This window comes from Alkaliphilus crotonatoxidans, from assembly GCF_054658015.1.
The window spans coordinates 1,402,591-1,419,947 of the sequence record NZ_BAAHXS010000004.1 but is presented as its reverse complement, the minus strand read 5'-3'; the positions used below and the strand labels follow the sequence as shown (position 1 = coordinate 1,419,947).

18 protein-coding genes and 2 riboswitches are annotated in these 17,357 nt (G+C 45.6%); all 18 genes read right to left on the bottom strand.

What is annotated here, in order from left to right; all coding sequences use genetic code 11:
* Positions 1-7: 7 nt before the first annotated feature.
* Positions 8-1,228, bottom strand: a complete 1,221-nt coding sequence (locus ACYQ1I_RS09365) for a dicarboxylate/amino acid:cation symporter (protein WP_459764599.1) — start codon at positions 1,226-1,228, stop codon at positions 8-10.
* Between the two features lie 211 nt (positions 1,229-1,439).
* Entirely contained in the window at positions 1,440-1,634 is a 195-nt protein-coding gene (locus ACYQ1I_RS09360) for a small, acid-soluble spore protein, alpha/beta type (RefSeq protein ID WP_459764597.1), read from the bottom strand.
* A 118-nt stretch (positions 1,635-1,752) separates the two neighbouring features.
* On the bottom strand, positions 1,753-2,613 hold the full coding sequence (gene lipA / locus ACYQ1I_RS09355; RefSeq protein ID WP_459764595.1) for a lipoyl synthase: 861 nt from the start codon (positions 2,611-2,613) through the stop codon (positions 1,753-1,755).
* A 33-nt stretch (positions 2,614-2,646) separates the two neighbouring features.
* A complete protein-coding gene (gene lipB / locus ACYQ1I_RS09350; protein ID WP_459764593.1) occupies positions 2,647-3,294 on the bottom strand; it encodes a lipoyl(octanoyl) transferase LipB in 648 nt (215 codons plus the stop codon).
* A 78-nt stretch (positions 3,295-3,372) separates the two neighbouring features.
* Positions 3,373-5,043, bottom strand: a complete 1,671-nt coding sequence (locus tag ACYQ1I_RS09345) for a formate--tetrahydrofolate ligase (protein WP_459764591.1) — start codon at positions 5,041-5,043, stop codon at positions 3,373-3,375.
* A 12-nt stretch (positions 5,044-5,055) separates the two neighbouring features.
* The gene (gene folD, locus ACYQ1I_RS09340) at positions 5,056-5,895 is read right to left on the bottom strand and encodes a bifunctional methylenetetrahydrofolate dehydrogenase/methenyltetrahydrofolate cyclohydrolase FolD (protein ID WP_459764590.1); all 840 of its coding nucleotides are present in this window, start codon (positions 5,893-5,895) and stop codon (positions 5,056-5,058) included.
* 25 nt (positions 5,896-5,920) lie between these two features.
* Positions 5,921-7,378, bottom strand: a complete 1,458-nt coding sequence (gene gcvPB / locus ACYQ1I_RS09335; RefSeq protein ID WP_459764588.1) for an aminomethyl-transferring glycine dehydrogenase subunit GcvPB — start codon at positions 7,376-7,378, stop codon at positions 5,921-5,923.
* Positions 7,375-8,718: an aminomethyl-transferring glycine dehydrogenase subunit GcvPA gene (gene gcvPA / locus ACYQ1I_RS09330; RefSeq protein ID WP_459764586.1), complete on the bottom strand. Its 1,344-nt coding sequence runs from the start codon at positions 8,716-8,718 to the stop codon at positions 7,375-7,377. The genes gcvPB and gcvPA overlap by 4 nt, the downstream gene beginning before the upstream one ends.
* 11 nt (positions 8,719-8,729) lie before the next feature.
* Positions 8,730-9,110, bottom strand: coding sequence for a glycine cleavage system protein GcvH (gene gcvH / locus ACYQ1I_RS09325; protein ID WP_459764584.1), 381 nt, complete (start codon positions 9,108-9,110; stop codon positions 8,730-8,732).
* 70 nt (positions 9,111-9,180) lie between these two features.
* Positions 9,181-10,287: a glycine cleavage system aminomethyltransferase GcvT gene (gene gcvT, locus ACYQ1I_RS09320; RefSeq protein ID WP_459764582.1), complete on the bottom strand. Its 1,107-nt coding sequence runs from the start codon at positions 10,285-10,287 to the stop codon at positions 9,181-9,183.
* Positions 10,288-10,470: 183 nt separating this feature from the next.
* Positions 10,471-10,545: riboswitch (glycine riboswitch) on the bottom strand.
* Positions 10,546-10,548: 3 nt separating this feature from the next.
* A riboswitch (glycine riboswitch) is annotated at positions 10,549-10,657 on the bottom strand.
* 94 nt (positions 10,658-10,751) lie between these two features.
* Entirely contained in the window at positions 10,752-10,853 is a 102-nt protein-coding gene (locus ACYQ1I_RS09315; RefSeq protein WP_459764580.1) for a CD1375 family protein, read from the bottom strand.
* Entirely contained in the window at positions 10,853-11,191 is a 339-nt protein-coding gene (locus ACYQ1I_RS09310; RefSeq protein ID WP_459764578.1) for a hypothetical protein, read from the bottom strand. Before ACYQ1I_RS09310 ends, ACYQ1I_RS09315 begins: the two co-directional genes overlap by 1 nt.
* Positions 11,192-11,208: 17 nt before the next feature.
* A complete protein-coding gene (locus ACYQ1I_RS09305) occupies positions 11,209-14,010 on the bottom strand; it encodes a hypothetical protein (RefSeq protein WP_459764576.1) in 2,802 nt (933 codons plus the stop codon).
* Entirely contained in the window at positions 14,010-14,558 is a 549-nt protein-coding gene (locus ACYQ1I_RS09300; RefSeq protein ID WP_459764574.1) for a putative phage tail protein, read from the bottom strand. The genes ACYQ1I_RS09305 and ACYQ1I_RS09300 overlap by 1 nt, the downstream gene beginning before the upstream one ends.
* Complete coding sequence (locus tag ACYQ1I_RS09295) at positions 14,539-15,618, bottom strand: baseplate J/gp47 family protein (RefSeq protein WP_459764572.1); 1,080 nt, start codon at positions 15,616-15,618, stop codon at positions 14,539-14,541. The genes ACYQ1I_RS09300 and ACYQ1I_RS09295 overlap by 20 nt, the downstream gene beginning before the upstream one ends.
* Positions 15,611-16,036 carry a DUF2634 domain-containing protein gene (locus ACYQ1I_RS09290; protein WP_459764570.1) on the bottom strand — a complete coding sequence of 142 codons (426 nt, stop codon included), beginning with the start codon at positions 16,034-16,036 and terminating at the stop codon, positions 15,611-15,613. The genes ACYQ1I_RS09295 and ACYQ1I_RS09290 overlap by 8 nt, the downstream gene beginning before the upstream one ends.
* Positions 16,036-16,386 carry a DUF2577 domain-containing protein gene (locus ACYQ1I_RS09285; RefSeq protein ID WP_459764568.1) on the bottom strand — a complete coding sequence of 117 codons (351 nt, stop codon included), beginning with the start codon at positions 16,384-16,386 and terminating at the stop codon, positions 16,036-16,038. The genes ACYQ1I_RS09290 and ACYQ1I_RS09285 overlap by 1 nt, the downstream gene beginning before the upstream one ends.
* On the bottom strand, positions 16,383-17,357 hold the full coding sequence (locus ACYQ1I_RS09280; protein WP_459764567.1) for an XkdQ/YqbQ family protein: 975 nt from the start codon (positions 17,355-17,357) through the stop codon (positions 16,383-16,385). Before ACYQ1I_RS09280 ends, ACYQ1I_RS09285 begins: the two co-directional genes overlap by 4 nt.

Below are 17,357 nucleotides of genomic sequence, written 5' to 3'. Positions count from 1 at the left end.
CCTTGCGCTACTTTTTTCTCTTTTTATAGGGCAGAATGGTCCCCTTTCTTTCTGTGGCTGAAACCGCCACCGCCACTGCTCCGTCCCCCACCACATTGGCAAAGGTTCGAGCCATATCCAATATCCTGTCGACCCCTGCAATCATTGCCGCTCCCTCTAGGGGCAGCCCCACCGAGGTTAAGACCATGGTCAGCATAATCAAGCCTGCCCCTGGTACACCGGCAGTCCCGATGGAGGACAGGGTAGCGGTTAATACAATGATCACCTGCTGGGAAAGGCTTAGGTCAATTCCTGCAATTTGAGCCACGAAAAGGGCGCATACACCCTGATACAATCCAGTTCCATCCATATTGATGGTGGCTCCCAGGGGCAGTACGAAGCTGGCAATCCCTCCAGGTACCCCAAGGTTTTCCTTTACCGCCTTAATGGTTACGGGAAGGGTGCCTACACTGCTGGAGGTACTGAAGGCCACCGTTGCGGCCGGCAGGATTCCTCTAAAGAATTGAATTGGGCTAATTCGGCCAAAGCAGCTGACAATTGTGGAATATACCAATACGCTGTGGAGCAACACCCCCAGGTATACGGCTAATATTACCTTTCCCAGGGGAAGCAGCACCCCTGGGCCATTGTTGGCCACCACAGGGGCAATTAGGGCAAAAACACCATAAGGGGCCAGCTTCATAATAAAGGCCGTTAAGGTATACATGGTTTCTGCCAGGCCGTCAAAAAAACTAAGAAACACCCGGCTTTTTTCCTTTACAGCTGTGGCAGAAATTCCAAGAAAGATGGCAAATATGATGATTTGCAGCATATTCCCCTCCACCAGACCCTTTAGGGGATTGGCAGGGATCATATTGAGGAGGGTTTCAGACAGGGCCGGTATTTCCGTTACCTCTGGGGCCGTAGTAAGGGAAAGTGTCAAGCCTGCCCCAGGCTTAATTAAATTGGCCATGAAAATACCAATGGTTGCAGCGATGGCTGTGGTGCCCATGTAAAAGGCAATGGTTTTTCCTCCGATTCGGCCGATTTTTTTAATATCGTTCATGCTGGCGGTACCTACAATAATTGATGAGAATACTAAGGGTATGATCAGCATTCTAACAAGGTTTAAAAACAGGGCCCCAAGGGGGGCGATATAGCTGTCAGCTATATGGGGCATTCCTCCCAGTAATAAACCAAAAACAATTCCCGCCACTAAACCCAGTAATATCTTAGTTGTTAATTTCATCCCCTCTACTCCTTTCATAGGCTTATTGTATTAAATACTATGAAGGGAGGGATTTATTTATTATCAAATTGTAGTTTAACAGTATCTGAAACAGCATAAGGGTTAATGAAAAAATGCTAAAATGAAAAATGGCCTATATAAGGCCGAAGGAAGGATTCAGAATAGATTTAATATAGAATGGGCCCGCATTTTACGGACCCAACATGAACCTTTATTGAAGGGGTGGCTGCCCCCCAGGGTTTTTCTGTTGTTCGGCCAGAATTTTTTCTCCTAGCTCCACCAGCCTTCTGGTCATGGTTCCTCCCAGGCTGCCTCCCACAAACCCCAGCTCCCGTGAGGCAATCTCGCCCCGGTCGATCACTGGTGGCTGAGGTTGGTTAAATTGATTTCCCTTTGGTGTTTCCATATGACAGCACCTCTTTTCTTATAGCTCGCCACAGTCATTAAAATGTTGTGGGATCTACATTAAAGTTCATGATTATTTTTGCTGTTACATGTTCTTTTATACCAGGAAAAATCTTGTTTTAGCCAATAGATTCCAAAGCCTCGGCCGCATGATAGGAGCTTCTGACCAGGGGTGCCGAAGCCACATGGCTGAAGCCTAAAGTCAGAGCAATTTTTCGATAACGTTCAAATTGGTCGGGGTGAACATATTCCTGTAAAGGATAATGGGCCTGGCTGGGAGGTAAATACTGACCAATGGTGACAAAATCGCAGCTTACTTCTCTAAGATCTTGAAGCACCTTAATTACCTCTTCTTCTGTTTCTCCCAGGCCCACCATAATTCCAGATTTTGTAATGATATGAGCATCTATTTTTTTTGCAGCTTTAATTAAATCAATCGACCGTTGATAGATGGCTCCAGGCCGAACCTGGGGGTAAAGCCTGGGTACCGTTTCCATATTGTGATTGATGATTTCCGGCCTGGCCTTTACCACCAGTTCCAGGGAATATTCATCGCCCTTCAGGTCGGGAATTAAAACCTCCACAATCATCCTGGGATTCTTTTCCTTAATGGCCCCTACCACCCGGGCAAAATGATCGGCTCCCCCATAAGGCAGGTCGTCTCGGGTAACCGAGGTTACCACCACATGCCTCAGATCCAGCTCTACAGCAGCTGTGGCCACATTTTCAGGCTCCAGCGGGTCCAGCGGCTGGGGTTTTCCATGGGTTACATTACAAAACCGACAATTTCTTGTACATTCCTTCCCCATAATCATAAAGGTGGCGGTTTTTTGACTGAAGCATTCTGCCCGATTTGGGCAATTGGCTGCCTCGCAGACGGTATTTAAGGTCAGCTTATCCAATACGGTTTTCACATAGCTTAGGTTTCGACCACCTCTAAGCTTTACCCTGAGCCAGTCTGGCTTTCTTTTTACTTCCACTGATTATCACCTCTGTCTATTTGACCTTTCCAATCAAACCTGCTTTTCATAATGGAAGGCCTTCATAAAGTAATCCACCACCAAGGGCTTAATTTCCTCAAGATTGTATTCCCTCCCCAGCAGGGCCTTCAGGGAGGTAACTCCTTTGTCTGGAATACCGCAGGGAACAATATAATTAAAATGCTCCAGGTTGGTGTTGACATTAAAGGCAAAGCCATGCATGGTGACGCCCCGTTTTACCGCCAGGCCAAGAGCAACAATTTTATGATTCCCCACCCAAACCCCACGATGATCACAGTGGCTTTGGGCCTCAATTTGAAAGTGATCCTTAAGCAGATGAATAAAGCTTTCCTCAAGACCCTTGACAAAGGCCCTGATTCCAATTTTAGCTGCCTTCAAGTCAACAATGGGATAGCCTACAATTTGTCCGATTCCATGGTAGGTTACATCGCCCCCACGGTTGGTTTGATGAAGGGTGATTCCTTGGGTCTTTAAAAATGTTTCACTGACCATAATATTGCTGCTATTGGCCCGGTTGCCCAGGGTAATCACCGGGGGATGCTCTACTAAAATCAGTGTGTCTTCTATTTCTCCCTGCCGTCGCATGGTCAGGTATTCCAACTGCTGATCCAAGGCTTTATCATAATCACAGCGGCCCAAATCAACCACCTTTAACTTCATTGCCTTACCCCCTTACTTCTTAATCAATCGAGTAGGAGGTGAACGAAATCATCATTCACCTCCTACTGAAATATTTTCTTAGAATAAGCCTACAATTTCTCCATTTTCCAGTATGTCAATATGGTTGGCTGCCGGCACCTTCGGCAAACCGGGCATTGTCATAATATCTCCTGTAATGGCTACTAAAAATCCTGCCCCTGCCGAGGCTCGAAGGGTGTTAACGGTGATTTTGAAGCCCTTTGGTCTGCCCAATAGCCTAGGGTTATCCGATAGGGAATACTGGGTTTTTGCCATACAGATTGGCAGCTTATCTAACCCAATTTTTTCATAGCTTTCGATTTCCTTCAGGGCCTTGCCACTGAATTCAACTCCGTCGGCTCCATAGATTTCACGGGCAATGATTTCAACCTTTTCCTTAATGGGCAGATCAAGGTCATATAGGGGTTTAAAGCTGCTCTCGCCCTTTTCAGCCAGTTCAACCACCCTTTCAGCCAGCTGAATGCCGCCTTCGCCGCCCTTGGCCCATACCTCAGACAGTACCACCTCAACCCCCTGGGCCAGGCATCTTTCCCGAACAAATTCCAGTTCCCTTTCTGTATCAGTGGGGAAGGCATTAATGGCCACTACAGCGGATACACCAAATTTTTTCACATTTTCAATTTGTTTTTCTAGATTTTCAAAGCCATCGGCCAGGGCCTGCATGTTTTCCTGATTGAGGTCGGCTTTAGCCACGCCTCCATGGTTCTTCAAAGCCCTTACGGTGGCCACCACCACCACTACGTCGGGCTTCAGTCCGGCATAGCGGCATTTAATATTAAAGAATTTTTCTGCCCCTAAATCTGCTCCAAAGCCTGCCTCTGTTACAACATAGTCGGCTATTTTCAGGGCTGTTTTGGTTGCCAGCACCGAATTACAGCCATGGGCTATGTTAGCAAAGGGGCCGCCATGGATAATGGCAGGGGTATTTTCCAGGGTTTGCACCAGGTTGGGCTTGAGGGCATCCTTCAGCAGCAGTGCCAGGGCTCCTGTGGCCTCCAGGTCTCCTGCCGTTACTGGGGCATTGTCATAGGTATAGCCGATAATCATCCTGGACAGACGATCCTTTAAATCCTCCATACTGGTGGCCAGACACAGAATTGCCATGATTTCAGAGGCAACGGTGATGTCGAAGCCATCCTCCCGGGGGATTCCATTTCCTTTGCCCCCTAAACCAATGACGATATCTCGAAGGGCACGGTCGTTCATGTCCAGGGCCCTTCGCCAGGTCACCCTTCTGGGGTCAATGTTTAACCTGTTCCCTTGATGGATGTGGTTGTCTATCAAGGCCGCCAGCAGGTTATTGGCCGTGGTGATGGCATGGATGTCTCCTGTAAAGTGAAGGTTGATATCTTCCATCGGTACCACCTGGGCATATCCCCCTCCGGCGGCTCCGCCCTTTACTCCGAAGCAGGGCCCAAGGGAGGGCTCCCTCAGGGTGGTAACGGTCTTTTTACCGATTTTATTTAGCCCCATGCTCAAGCCCACATTGGTGGTAGTTTTACCTTCGCCGGCGGCAGTAGGATTGATGGCTGTTACCAGAATCAGCTTGCCATCCCTTTGATTTTCCAGCCTTTTATAGAGGTCAAGGGATATTTTACCCTTATATTTTCCGTATAGATCAAGGTCATCCTCTGAGATATTCAATTGCTTAGCGATTTCAACAATCGGCAGCATTTTAGCCTCCTGGGCTATTTGTACATCGGTCTTCATATTCTTCACCCCTTATATTTTTTTAGCAGCCATCACGGTATTGTAAAGCAGCATGGTAATGGTCATGGGTCCTACTCCACCGGGAACGGGGGTAATGGCCCCTGCAATTTCCTTTACCTGTTCAAAATCAACATCCCCCACCAGCTTGCCCTCCAGACGGTTTACTCCGACATCTATTACCACAGCTCCCGGTTTGACCATATCGGCTGTGACAAAGTTGGGTTTCCCTAGGGCCGCCACCAGAATATCTGCTTGGCGGGTCATTTCCTTAAGGTTTTTGGTTCGGGAATGACAGATGGTGACTGTAGCGTTTCTTTGCAGCAATAGACTGGCAGCAGGTTTACCCACAATATTGCTCCTGCCTATGATCACAGCATGCTTCCCTTCGATTTCTATTCCCTCTAAATCCAATAGCTTTATAATTCCGTGGGGGGTACAGGGCAGCATGGTTTCCTCTCCCACCGATAGCTTTCCTGCATTAATGGGATGGAAGCCATCTACATCCTTTTTCGGGTCAATTTTTTCGATAACCAGCTTTTCATTAATGTGCCCAGGCAAAGGCAGTTGCACAAGAATTCCATGGATATCGGCCTTTTGATTTAAAACTTCAATTTTTTGTAATAGCTCTTCCTCGGTGGTAACTGCCGGCATCTCATAGACCTCTGAGTGGATTCCCAGCTCAAGGCAGGCCTTGTGCTTTTTACTGACATACACCTTTGAAGCGGGGTCTTCTCCTACAATAATAACGGCTAGGCCCGGTACAGTTCCCTTTTCATTTTTTAGGTTCTTTACCTGCTGTTCCAGCTCTGCTCTAATTTTTTTGGCTGCTGCTTTTCCGTCGATTAAATACATATCCTCACCACCCATGTTTATATTTTTATTCCTGACTCCACTTCAACACCAATTCCCTGGCGGCCTTTGCCTCATCAATCCGCCTGACAGGGGTATGATAGGGAGCCTCCTTAAGGATTTGCGGATTTTCCCTGGCTTCCTCAGCAATTTTAATCATGGTTTCGATAAAGCCGTCAAGGGTCTCAAGGCTTTCGGTCTCGGTTGGCTCAATCATAATGGCCTGGTTGACAATCAAGGGGAAGTAGATTGTCGGCGGATGATAGCCATAATCCAGTAATCGTTTGGCGATATCTAAGGTTGTAATTTCTTTCTCGTTTTTATCCAAGCCTCCCAATACAAATTCATGCTTGCACACCTGCTGTATGGGGAGGTAATAATGATCCTTTAAGCGACTCATCATATAATTGGCATTGAGGACTGCCGTTTCGCTGACCTCCCTCAGGCCCTGGGGCCCCATGGATCGAATATAGGCATAGGCCCTGACCATTACACCAAAGTTACCATAGAAATTTTTGATCTTTCCGATGGAAAGGGGGCGATCATAGTCCAGTACAAAGGTGTCTCCCTGTTTTTCAACCACAGGAACCGGCAGGAAGGGTACTAGATCCTCCCTTACCCCAACGGGGCCGCTGCCCGGTCCACCGCCGCCATGGGGGGTGGAAAAGGTTTTATGAAGGTTAAAATGAATGACGTCAAAGCCCATATCACCAGGCCGTGAAATTCCCATAATGGCATTCATATTGGCGCCATCATAATATAACAGGCCCCCGGCTTCATGGACTAAATCGGCTATTTCCTTAATATTGCTTTCAAATAATCCCAGGGTGCTGGGGTTGGTCAGCATTAGGCCTGCCACCTCATCACTTAGGGCTGCTTTTAGGGCATCTAAATTCACGGCACCCATTTCGTCGGATTCAATTTCAATAATATCAAAGCCAGCCACCGCCGCACTGGATGGGTTTGTGCCATGGGCGGAATCGGGAACGATGATTTTTTTCCGCTTCAAATCACCCCGATTTTCATGATAGGCCTTAATAATCATCAGCCCCGCCAGTTCCCCGTGGGCTCCAGCAGCAGGCTGTAGCGATACCCTGGCCATACCTGCAATTTCAGAAAGCATTTCATCAAGGCTGTACATCAATTCCAGGGCCCCTTGAACCGTTTCCTGGGGCTGATAGGGGTGAAGGCTGCTGAAACCCTCCAGGACAGCGGCATCCTCGTTAATTTTGGGGTTGTATTTCATGGTGCAGGAGCCCAAAGGATAAAAGCCCGTATCTACCCCATAGTTTTTATTTGATAGATTGGTGAAGTGCCGAACCACATCCACCTCACTGACCTCGGGTAAATTCAGCTCTTCTTCTGCCAAATAATTACCTGGAATCAGCTCCTTCAGCTCCCTTGCCTCTACATCGTTTTGGGGCAGGGAATAGGCTCGTCTTCCTTCCTTTGACAGTTCAAAGATGAGTTTATTGTATGCCTTCATTTGATCACCTCCATCAGGGCTGCCAGGCGGTCAATTTCAGCCCGGGTGCGTTTTTCAGTGACACAGAGGAGCAGTCCGTTTTTCAGCTGCGGGTAATCCCTTTCCAGCTGGTAACCGCCGATGATTTGCTCCTTTAACAGCTCCCCGTTGACATGGTGGCTGTCCAGATCACTGGTGATGGCAAATTCCTTGAAGAAGGGTCGATTGAAAAGTGGTTTGAATTTCTTTGTTTCAGTAATTCGCTCCAGGGCATAATGGGCTTTTTGTGTGCTTTGAAGGGCTACCTCCCGTAGACCCTTTTTTCCCATGGTAGTCAGGTAAATGGCCGCCATCAAAGCATTTAACCCTTGATTGGAGCAGATGTTTGATGTTGCCTTATATCTTCTGATATGCTGCTCCCGGGCCTGTAAGGTTAGGACAAAGGCCCGTTTTCCATCTACATCAACTGACTGCCCCACAATTCTGCCGGGCATTTTTCTGACCAGCTTTGATTTGGCGGCTAAAAATCCCAGATAAGGTCCACCAAAATTCAAGGGATTACCAAAGGCCTGGGCATCACCAACGGCAATGTCGGCCCCCAGCTGCCCGGGACTTTTTAAAATCCCCAGGGAAATGGGGTCCACCACCATAATCAGGCTGCCCTTCCCCTGATGAATCAAGGCCTCTGCCTCTGTTACATCCTCTATGGCACCAAAGAAGTTGGGGCTTTGTATAATCACCCCTGCCGTATCCTTGTTCACCAGCTCCCTCAGGGCCGATGAATCGGTGACGCCATCCTTCATGGGAATTTCTATAACCTCTACCTCTCTAAACTTCAGGTAGGTATGTAATATTTTTCTGATTTCAGGGTGTACGGTTTCTGAAACGGCAATGGTGCTTTTTCTGGCGGCCTCAACAGCCATCATGGCAGCTTCAACACAGGCGGTGCCCCCGTCATACATGGAGGCATTGGCCACATCCATTCCCGTTAGCTGACTCATCATGGTTTGATATTCAAAGATTACCTGCAGGGTTCCCTGGCTGATTTCAGGCTGATAGGGGGTGTAGGCGGTATAGAACTCTGATCTCATGGCTAAATGCTTGACAATTGATGGAATGTAATGGTCGTAGGCCCCCGCCCCTAAAAAGGTGGCCATTTGACCAGTGCCTTTGTTTTTTCCTGCCAGCTGCTTCATGTGCTGTGACAGCTCCATTTCTGAAAGGGCCTCAGGCAAATCAAGGCTCCCCTTCATCCGCAGGGCTTCTGGAATATCACAAAAGAGCTCCTCTACAGCCTTTACTCCTATTTCCTCGAGCATTTGGGCTCGATCGGCTTCAGTATTGGGTATGTACCTGTGCATACTGATCCTCCTTATTGTTCTTCACAGAATTTATGGTAATCTTCTGCACTCATTAATCCTTCCAGTTCTGATTCATTGGTTAGTTCCACCACAATCATCCAGGCAGAAAAGGCATCTTCGTTAACCAATTGGGGAGAGCCCACCAGTTCTTCATTTACCTCTAAAACCTTGCCGCTTACCGGCATGTAGGCATCCGATGCTGCCTTAACAGACTCAATGACACCGAAGGAATCTCCGGAATTAAGCTCGTCATCCACCTCTGGCAGCTCTACGAATACAATTTCGCCCAATTGGTGCTGAGCATAGTCGGTTACTCCAATGGTGGCCTGGTTACCTTCTACCTTTACCCATTCATGATCCTTTGAATAATATAATCCCTCAACTGTTTTCATATTGACTTCCTCCTTCATTTTTTATTGACCAGCTACCTTCAATTATATGAATAAATGACTTGAAGTTAAATTACTTTTTATATTTTTTGGTATAGAATTTTTTACTGACTACTACGGCCTTCAGCAGTCTTTTTCTGACTTTAATTTCAAGGGGAGTACCTAAGGCACTGTATTCAATGGGTACCATGGCCAGACCTACGGGCTTTTTCAAGGTTGGGGACAGATAGCCAGTAGTGACAAAGCCCACCTCTTTTCCGTCAACCACCACCTCATAGCCATGACGAGGAATCCCCTTGTCTAGCAGCTCGAAGCCGACAATTTTTCTTTTCAGACCTTCTTGTTTTTGTTTTACCAGGGCATCCTTTCCAATAAACTGAGCCTTATCAAGCTTGACAAAAAAGCCAAGGCCTGCTTCCAGGGGGGTAATTTCTTCAGAAAGCTCATTGCCATAGAGGGGCAGTGAGGCTTCAAATCGCAGGGTATCTCGAGAGCCAAGGCCTGCTGCCTTAATCCCCTTTTCCTTCCCTGCCTCCATGATTAAGTCCCAAATTTTGGGGGCACTTTCATGGTTTAAGTAAATTTCGAAGCCATCTTCACCGGTATAGCCAGTTCTTGAAACCAGGCAGCTAACTCCTTGAATTTTGACATCTCGGTTACAATAGAAGAATTTAATTTCTGATAAATCTGTATCGGTGAGCTTTTGCAGTATCGCCTGGGCCTCGGGACCCTGCAGGGCCATTTCGGAATAGTCTTCAGACACATTCTTTAATTCAATCTCATAGTCCCCAACTTGGTCGAGCATCCATTGAAAGTCCTTTTCAATATTGCTGGCATTGATCACCAGAAAGAAATGATCGTGGGCAAATTTATATACCAATAAATCGTCCACAATGCCCCCATGGGGATAACACATTAGACTGTAAAGGATCTGATTATCTTCCAGAACCGAGGCATCGTTGGTTATTAGGTTTTGTACAAAGGCCAGGGCATCCTTTCCCTTTACCTCTACTTCACCCATGTGGGAAACATCGAATAACCCTGCCGCATTTCGTACCGCCTCGTGCTCCTGAATAATTCCCTCGTACTCCACCGGCAGTGACCATCCGGCAAAATCAATCATTTTACCGCCATACCTGCTGTGGCTATCGTATAGGGATGTTTTTCTTGGCTCTGACATGGCTTACCTCCTCCTTTCAATTTTAAAACCTGAATACACTTTATTGTTAGCTTTTTCCCAGGAACCTTAGATTATGAATTTTTAGTACATAGATTTATCTACCCCTAAAAATCAAAGGTACCCTGACAATTTTTTTGCAGCAAAAAAGGGGCATAACAGCACACTATTGATGCCATTATACCCCTCTGTTTTTAGGCCTGAGAGCTTCTACAATAATTGTATTTCTCCTTCGGCGCCGATTGAACGGACTCTTCAGAGTTCCATCCAATAGCGATACGGGTGCCTGAAAGTTTCTATAAAAAGGTGGCACTTTTTATATTGCTTCTTCGGCTATCTCAGCGTTATATGAGATATCTCTCGCTATTTTCATCTGGGCTTTTATTCAGTTATTGTAAAAATATATATTATCTTCTAAATTATATTACAATTCAGGATGAAAATGCAATGGTGGTTAATTTTTTAACCTATTCTTTCAACTCCCGTTGAACCTGTTCACGCCAAAGGGTAGGCACCTGTTCAATGGTTCTGAGGCCTTTTTGAATCAGGCTTACGTATACCGCAACCATTATGCCTCACCTCCCGCCAGTAGCTCGGCAATTTCAGCCAGGGCCAATTGCAGAGCTGTATAGTTTTCTTCGTTTTGTGTTCTTAAATCTGCTATAACTGCTTGCAGGCTGCTGTTTTCTTCCTCCAGGTCTTGAATTCTTTGCTGGAGCAATTCGAAGGATACAGCAGGCTCATGGGTTTCCTGGCTCCACTGGTCGCCTTCCCATTTTCGCCACAGGAAGGTTTGATTATATTCGGGCAGTTTAACATAGCACGATAGCCCTGCTGGAAGCAGTTCTGTTCGGGTTATAATTTCGGTACAGATTTGGTTTTCGTTTAGTTTTGCGTAGTAAAGCATTTTATCATCGTCCTTTCTTATTTTCCAAATGCAAACCATTGTACAGGAATGTCATAATTGATAATACTAGTAATTTTTATTTTAAAGTTATTTTGTCCAAATATTGGAGCAGGATCGGTATACCCTTCGAATAGACAATCACTATTAATATAGTAAAACATATGTGCCATTGCATTCCTATTTTTCCTATCATCTGGAGAAGAATTAAATCTAAAATCATCATTTTTCTGTAGGAAGGGTGTTTCATATGCTACAGCAGTATTTGTACTATCCCTTGTGCCTATAAATAAAATATGTGGTCTAGGGCCCTGCGAATAATTAGTTCTACCAAAAACAAATTCTGGTTCAAATGGTAATCCAGATATCTCCACGCTCCCATTCACTAGATTTGTTGTGCCCGTTGCCATTTTATATCCCTCTTGCAACGTCCCCACAACCCCACCAATATTTACCCCCTGCCTCACATTACCTGGTATAAGGTTCGGAAAACTTGCCATTACTTTTCCACTGCCGTTATGATACCCTTGAGGAATTATATATTGCCCCCCCTGGGTCGTAATGGTATTTGTTACTGCCCCTCGATTGGCCATGGTGCCTATTAGCTTTGATTTGGGATTTGTAGTGTAAAAGGTTTTTCCACTTAAAACATTGGCCGCTGCTGCATCCCCTGTTAGGGCCAATTCCCCTGTTACTAATCCTTTTTTTGTTCCAAGGGTGTATCCTTCCATTACCTCTGCGGAGGTGGCTGTTCCGTACTCACCTCCTTCGCCCAGGTCTTGAAAAACCGAGTTTAACTGGGCAATCATTTCTGTATTCCCCTGCTGCCCTGCTGCTAAATTAAGGGGGTATGTGTACCCAACTTGTGGCAACGGATAGGGTATGGTTTCGTATTCGATTTCCAGTCCTGCCAGTTGCTCTTTTGCTTGTTCTACGGGGATGCCCTTGGGGAAGATGAAATACATATTCCCATTTTGATTTACGTACCATTTTCCTATCTCAGAAACTCTGTCCGGGTTTGTGTAGCAGGGTAATTTCCCCTTAACATCGAAAATATAGTTGTCGTTATGCGTTGTTCTTACAGGTCTGCAGCTCTTAAATATACTTAATGGAGAATACAATACATCAACATTTGAGAGAACAGTACTCAATCCCACTATATCATCAACCTGTAAAATATGTTTCCTTCGATTCTGAAACATCAGGGTACCGTCTTTGAAGCTAATTAAAGGCGGTATGTTTACCTTTGAGGTTACTGGGGTCTCTAATTCATAGATGACTTTAGTACCTGCTAGGGCTACTTGTGCTGCTGCTAGGTTGGCATAGGTGCCCTTAGGGAAAGTAATACAATACTCCGTGAGTGTCCATCCTGCCAACATATACACATTTTCAGATGTATCAAATACTGTCCAGTTTTTTGTCCTAAAACTCTCTATTTTAGCCGAGCCTGATAATTGTGTTGTGACATTATAACCTGTATGGTCTGTGGGTTTTTTGACTCTCAAAAAGTCGAAATTAGTGCTAGTCGTATTTAAGGCGAATATGTCGCTATTCTTCAAAATAATCTCATTTGTCCGTCTAACATAATTCCCATCTGAATCTATTGTGTCGGCCACACCGTTAGGAAGCTGACGAAGCGGTACGGGTAGGAACATAGTAGATTCCTGGTAGGGTTCGTAGGGGGTAGGGATAGCACTATTTTCAATCATAAAGCTGTTTTGCATGTTTATTATGTCTTCCGTCGTAAGATTGGACTGGTCAATTCTACGTAGAACAGCCCGAATATAATATATATTTTCTGGAATTGTAATGTTTCCGCTAGACGTAATAAGCGTTTTCTTGTTGTCGTAAAGCCTGAATGCACTAAGCATATATTCGCTTCCAATAGAATTCCGTATGTTCATTCCTGGAATCACTTGAATAAAATTCGTTCTACAATTAGTTAAGAGAGATTGAGGAGCACCATTTGTTGTGGAGAGCGTCCCTATTTCTAAATGTCCATCAAACAAATTCTTCCCCACACTAACCATTTTCACATTCTCAACGCTCTGCATACCGTCTATATAGCCAGGTATCTGTGCGTTAATTTCTTCTGCTGTCAAGCCTTGGAGGTCTGGGTATTGGTCTAAATCTAGGGCTATGACTTCTTGTACTTCCATTACTTTTCCGTTTGCTGTGGCGGCATCAGGGTAGGTATGCCTACAGTAAAGTCTTGAAGGGGCTCCTTGGTCTGTAGTTGTCGTTATAATTGCGTAAGCCTCATACCACTGATTTGCGACAGGGGATGAAACTTCTGCTCTCCCGGCATGATGCGACCCGGAGGAGTCATAAAACATCAGTGACAGGAACTCCGCGTCTGCGTTTGTTACTCTTGCTCGTAACCTTATGAAGTACTTTTTACCGGTTTTAAATTGCGCTTTTAATGCCGTCGTATACGCTTGGGGCCAACGCGTAGTACCCGAGCCGGTAATGGACATTATTTGATTTGTCGCGGATATCGTAGAAACTCCTGGTACCCACCCACTAATGCCATCCTTAAAATTCCCATTTTGTACTAAATTCGTGAGTGTCCTCCCCTTCAAGGTATACTTCAACTTTCCATCGACAGTATTTTCCATTGATATTACTGATGCCACGGTTGTTTTTTGATCTGAGTATTGAGGAGAATAAATCTCATTTTGAATTGCTTCTACTTCTTCTGTAATGGTTTCAACGGCAGAGTCAATGATCTGATTATCGTCAACAAAATCCTGTCTTTTCACATATTCATTGCCCTGCCATTGGTTTAAGCCTAAATGCTTTGTTTTTTCCTGACTTGGCATTATATCGCCTCCCCATAGGTTTCTAGTTGATTCCAGGTTAGATTAAGGGCATCCCATTGATCCCAAGTGCGGTTATAGGCATCCAGCTCCTTCCAGGCTAAGTAGGTATACTTAAACTGGAAGGGCAAATGGGCCGGGCGAATATCCTCAATGGCCCTTTCTAAATCCTGAATGTTGGGGGGAACTCCCCGGGTACCAATGAATTTCACTATCATTTTGCCATTGAAGCTTACGGCCACCTCGCCGTTGGAATAGGCTTCAGCTACAATTTGTATCAGCTTGGCATCTACCTTCCCTGTTCCCCGCCATTTTGATTTAATCACACTTCTGCGTTCCTCCAGGGGTTTGTTTAGCTCGGTTTTAATTCCAAGCTCCTCTTCGTAAACTGCCAGTGCCCAGGTGGCTGTATCGATATTTAATTGTTTTTCAATATCGGCTATATCGGCCTCCAACAGTGTAAGCTGGTTTTCCTCCCCCGTAAAGATCTCTTGATATATTTTGGAGCTTCGCATAAAAATCGGAAGTCTTTTAATTAGCCCCCCATTCATCGAGCTTCACCTCCCCTAAAACTGCCACCTCATCCTGCTGGAGGATGACATTGACAGTGTCATTATTTAGCCTTAAATCGGCATAATCAATGACACCATCGGCCTGTAATATAATACTGCCGATCATGGCATAGCTAATATAATCCTCTGTAAAGGTTACATTCCGAAGGTATTGAAGTATCCCCTCCGTAATATTTTCCAGCACCTGCTGGGCCGCATAGGCACTGTCACGATTAACTCTAAGGCTAATATCAATGGTCTTGGGGGTGGCACTGACCACCGTACAAAGGGCCCCGATTGGGGCTACTCCTTCTCCCAGTCCCTTGACCCCCGGGTCAATGTATTCCTGCACCCTTTCAACAATTTCATCACCGGCCGGCCCCCTCAGGGCATCAACAATCACTACCTTTACAGTATTGGGCCCCTTCCACAGGGGAAAGACCCTGGCATCACCCACACCTTGAACCTCCTTGGCCCAGTTTTTGTAATGGGCCCTGTTGCCGCTTGTGGCAGGGGTTTTAATTCTCTCATAGTATCGCTGCAGAAGGGCCTGATCTGTTTCCGCCTCAAAGCCGCCGGTCAGCGCCTCAGGGTTATTTACCTCGGTAATACCCCCCAGGGTTACGGGCATACGGGTAATTTGGTTGGCAGGCACGTTGCCAATGATGCCGGCCAAGCTGCATTGTATTTTGATTAGCCCTACCCCTGAGATTGCCCCAGACTCCACTGCCTCGAAGGTAATTCCTCCCTGGGTTTCAAAGAGGGCCCCCTGGTGAATGGTTCCATTACCCTTGACCTGTAAAAAACCTGTAGCCCTTGTGGCTGGCTTTCGACTGATACCTGTTACCTGATGAATTCTTGCCTCAAGCTCCTCACCCGAAAGGTTTTCCAGCCTTAGCTTATCTACCACCTTCCCCAGGCTTCCATAGATTTCTTCCAGCTCCATGGCAGCGGGCATGGTGGCATCATAGATAAAGCTGCCCTGGGTTTTATCGTATTGGTCGCTGATTTCCTTCATCATGGCTTCATGTATTGCTTCCTTGGTTTTATCCTTAAACATTAAAAATCACCTCCTGATCGATGGAATGATTCACCTTAAAGGAAATAATCAACTGGGAGCTGTTCTTTACCAGCTGCCAGTCTGAAATATCGGTAATATGAGGATGGGCCAGAAGGGCTTCTGTCACCTCACGCTTTACCTCGCTCTTGATGAATTCCAGGGGCAAATTGTGCCCGATGATTAAATCCTCCAAAGAAATTCCATACTCCCTTGAATAAATGGAATATTTGTATTTGTCGGTTCTAAGTACCTTTTCAATCCATATCCTTAGGGCGGCTTCATTTTCTACAGCCACCAGCTTTCCATCCCTTAAGATAAAATCTCCCCTTTGAAAATCAAACAAAAAAGACTTCCCCATGGGTAAGTCCTGCTGTTCCTGTTCCGCTTCAATTTTTAAATAACCTATTTTAGGTAGCATTATAGCCTCACCGCCTTATCAATTACATAATAGCTTTGTTGATCCCTTGCAGCCATGAGAATTACCTCGTCCCCTGTTTTCAGCCCTGCTGCAAGGGTAAGCTGCCCCAAAGCACTGCAGGAGCTGTTGGTGCCGGCAAAGGTTAGCTCTCCTTTTAAGCTAAACTGTCTTTCATAATTATTTAGTAGGTGGGCAGAAAATATTAGATGCTGTCGAGTAAGGATAATTTTATCTCCCAGGGCAATTTTAATTTCTGGCAGAGGGGCAATGACCCGCCCCGTCTGTATAGGAGAAAACCGATCATTTTCCCTCTCCTTTAAAATTTTGGCCAGCTCAACAATTCCATTCATGGAGTCACCCCCAAATCTAAAGACATGGTATGGATACCATTTTTTACTGTATGGGTACAGCCTTTAATTAAATAGTCTCCTGTCATCCCCGTTATGGGCTCTTCTATCTCAATAATTCTGCCTGCCCTGATTCCGGCATCCCCCAGCATGGTAACGGAATTACTTTCCAGTATTTTTCCCATCTCCCTTAGCATTTCCTCTGCCATGCTTTTAGCCCTTGGCAGCTCATCCTCATCAATCTCCTCCACCTGCTGCAGCAATCCATACTTTTCAATTAGACTATTGTCTTGAACATGGGCAACCACCTGATTTTCATGAACAAGCTTGATACTGGTCTTGATGTCTTCAATCGATTGGCTCCTTGATGGGGATGAAATGGCCGCCTGCAGGTCATGGCCCTGTAGGTTTGAGGCCAATTTGAAATAACCTTTAACCTTAAGCTCCACTTGGGGATAGATGATTAGGCCATTTGCATGCATTTCCATATGATATTTTTGACCCGTTGCATAGGAAGCCGTGGTCAATATATCTTTGATTATATCGCTGATGACCATATCCTGATAAATTTTACTGATGGTTGCACCCATAGGGGGGATAAGGACTATGGGAATATTGTAATCCTTTAAAATTTCCGTTATGGCCTGGGAGGCCTCAATGGAATTGAATTGATAGACCCCCTCTGATTTATTCAGATAGAAGGCAAAATCCATTACCGTATATTGCCGGGGCTGGGTTTCATTAATTTGATTGGATACGATGATGCCCCGAAGGATTTCTTTGCCTTTTTTGAGTAAAACCATATCACCCAATTGGCAGGGGTCCTTCGGAATATATCGTGTATCTCCCCTTGCAAAATTAAAGGTCAGCTGCTGCCCCAGTTGGTCAACATGGCTTTCCCAGCTGATTTCCCCCACCATGGGGGTAAGATTTATCATTTCAGTTTCTTTAATTAGCCAAAGCTGATAATCCAT

Coding starts and splice junctions, on each gene's coding strand:
- ACYQ1I_RS09305 (WP_459764576.1), bottom strand. CDS start 14,010: ATGCCAAGTCAGGAAAAAACAAAGCATTTAGGCTTAAACCAATGGCAG.
- ACYQ1I_RS09315 (WP_459764580.1), bottom strand. CDS start 10,853: ATGGTTGCGGTATACGTAAGCCTGATTCAAAAAGGCCTCAGAACCATT.
- gcvPA (WP_459764586.1), bottom strand. CDS start 8,718: ATGCACAGGTACATACCCAATACTGAAGCCGATCGAGCCCAAATGCTC.
- gcvH (WP_459764584.1), bottom strand. CDS start 9,110: ATGAAAACAGTTGAGGGATTATATTATTCAAAGGATCATGAATGGGTA.
- folD (WP_459764590.1), bottom strand. CDS start 5,895: ATGTATTTAATCGACGGAAAAGCAGCAGCCAAAAAAATTAGAGCAGAG.
- ACYQ1I_RS09365 (WP_459764599.1), bottom strand. CDS start 1,228: ATGAAATTAACAACTAAGATATTACTGGGTTTAGTGGCGGGAATTGTT.
- ACYQ1I_RS09310 (WP_459764578.1), bottom strand. CDS start 11,191: ATGCTTTACTACGCAAAACTAAACGAAAACCAAATCTGTACCGAAATT.
- lipB (WP_459764593.1), bottom strand. CDS start 3,294: ATGAAGTTAAAGGTGGTTGATTTGGGCCGCTGTGATTATGATAAAGCC.
- ACYQ1I_RS09285 (WP_459764568.1), bottom strand. CDS start 16,386: ATGAATGGAATTGTTGAGCTGGCCAAAATTTTAAAGGAGAGGGAAAAT.
- ACYQ1I_RS09300 (WP_459764574.1), bottom strand. CDS start 14,558: ATGAATGGGGGGCTAATTAAAAGACTTCCGATTTTTATGCGAAGCTCC.
- ACYQ1I_RS09360 (WP_459764597.1), bottom strand. CDS start 1,634: ATGGAAACACCAAAGGGAAATCAATTTAACCAACCTCAGCCACCAGTG.
- ACYQ1I_RS09290 (WP_459764570.1), bottom strand. CDS start 16,036: ATGCTACCTAAAATAGGTTATTTAAAAATTGAAGCGGAACAGGAACAG.
- ACYQ1I_RS09295 (WP_459764572.1), bottom strand. CDS start 15,618: ATGTTTAAGGATAAAACCAAGGAAGCAATACATGAAGCCATGATGAAG.
- gcvT (WP_459764582.1), bottom strand. CDS start 10,287: ATGTCAGAGCCAAGAAAAACATCCCTATACGATAGCCACAGCAGGTAT.
- ACYQ1I_RS09345 (WP_459764591.1), bottom strand. CDS start 5,043: ATGAAGACCGATGTACAAATAGCCCAGGAGGCTAAAATGCTGCCGATT.
- ACYQ1I_RS09280 (WP_459764567.1), bottom strand. CDS start 17,357: ATGGATTATCAGCTTTGGCTAATTAAAGAAACTGAAATGATAAATCTT.
- gcvPB (WP_459764588.1), bottom strand. CDS start 7,378: ATGAAGGCATACAATAAACTCATCTTTGAACTGTCAAAGGAAGGAAGA.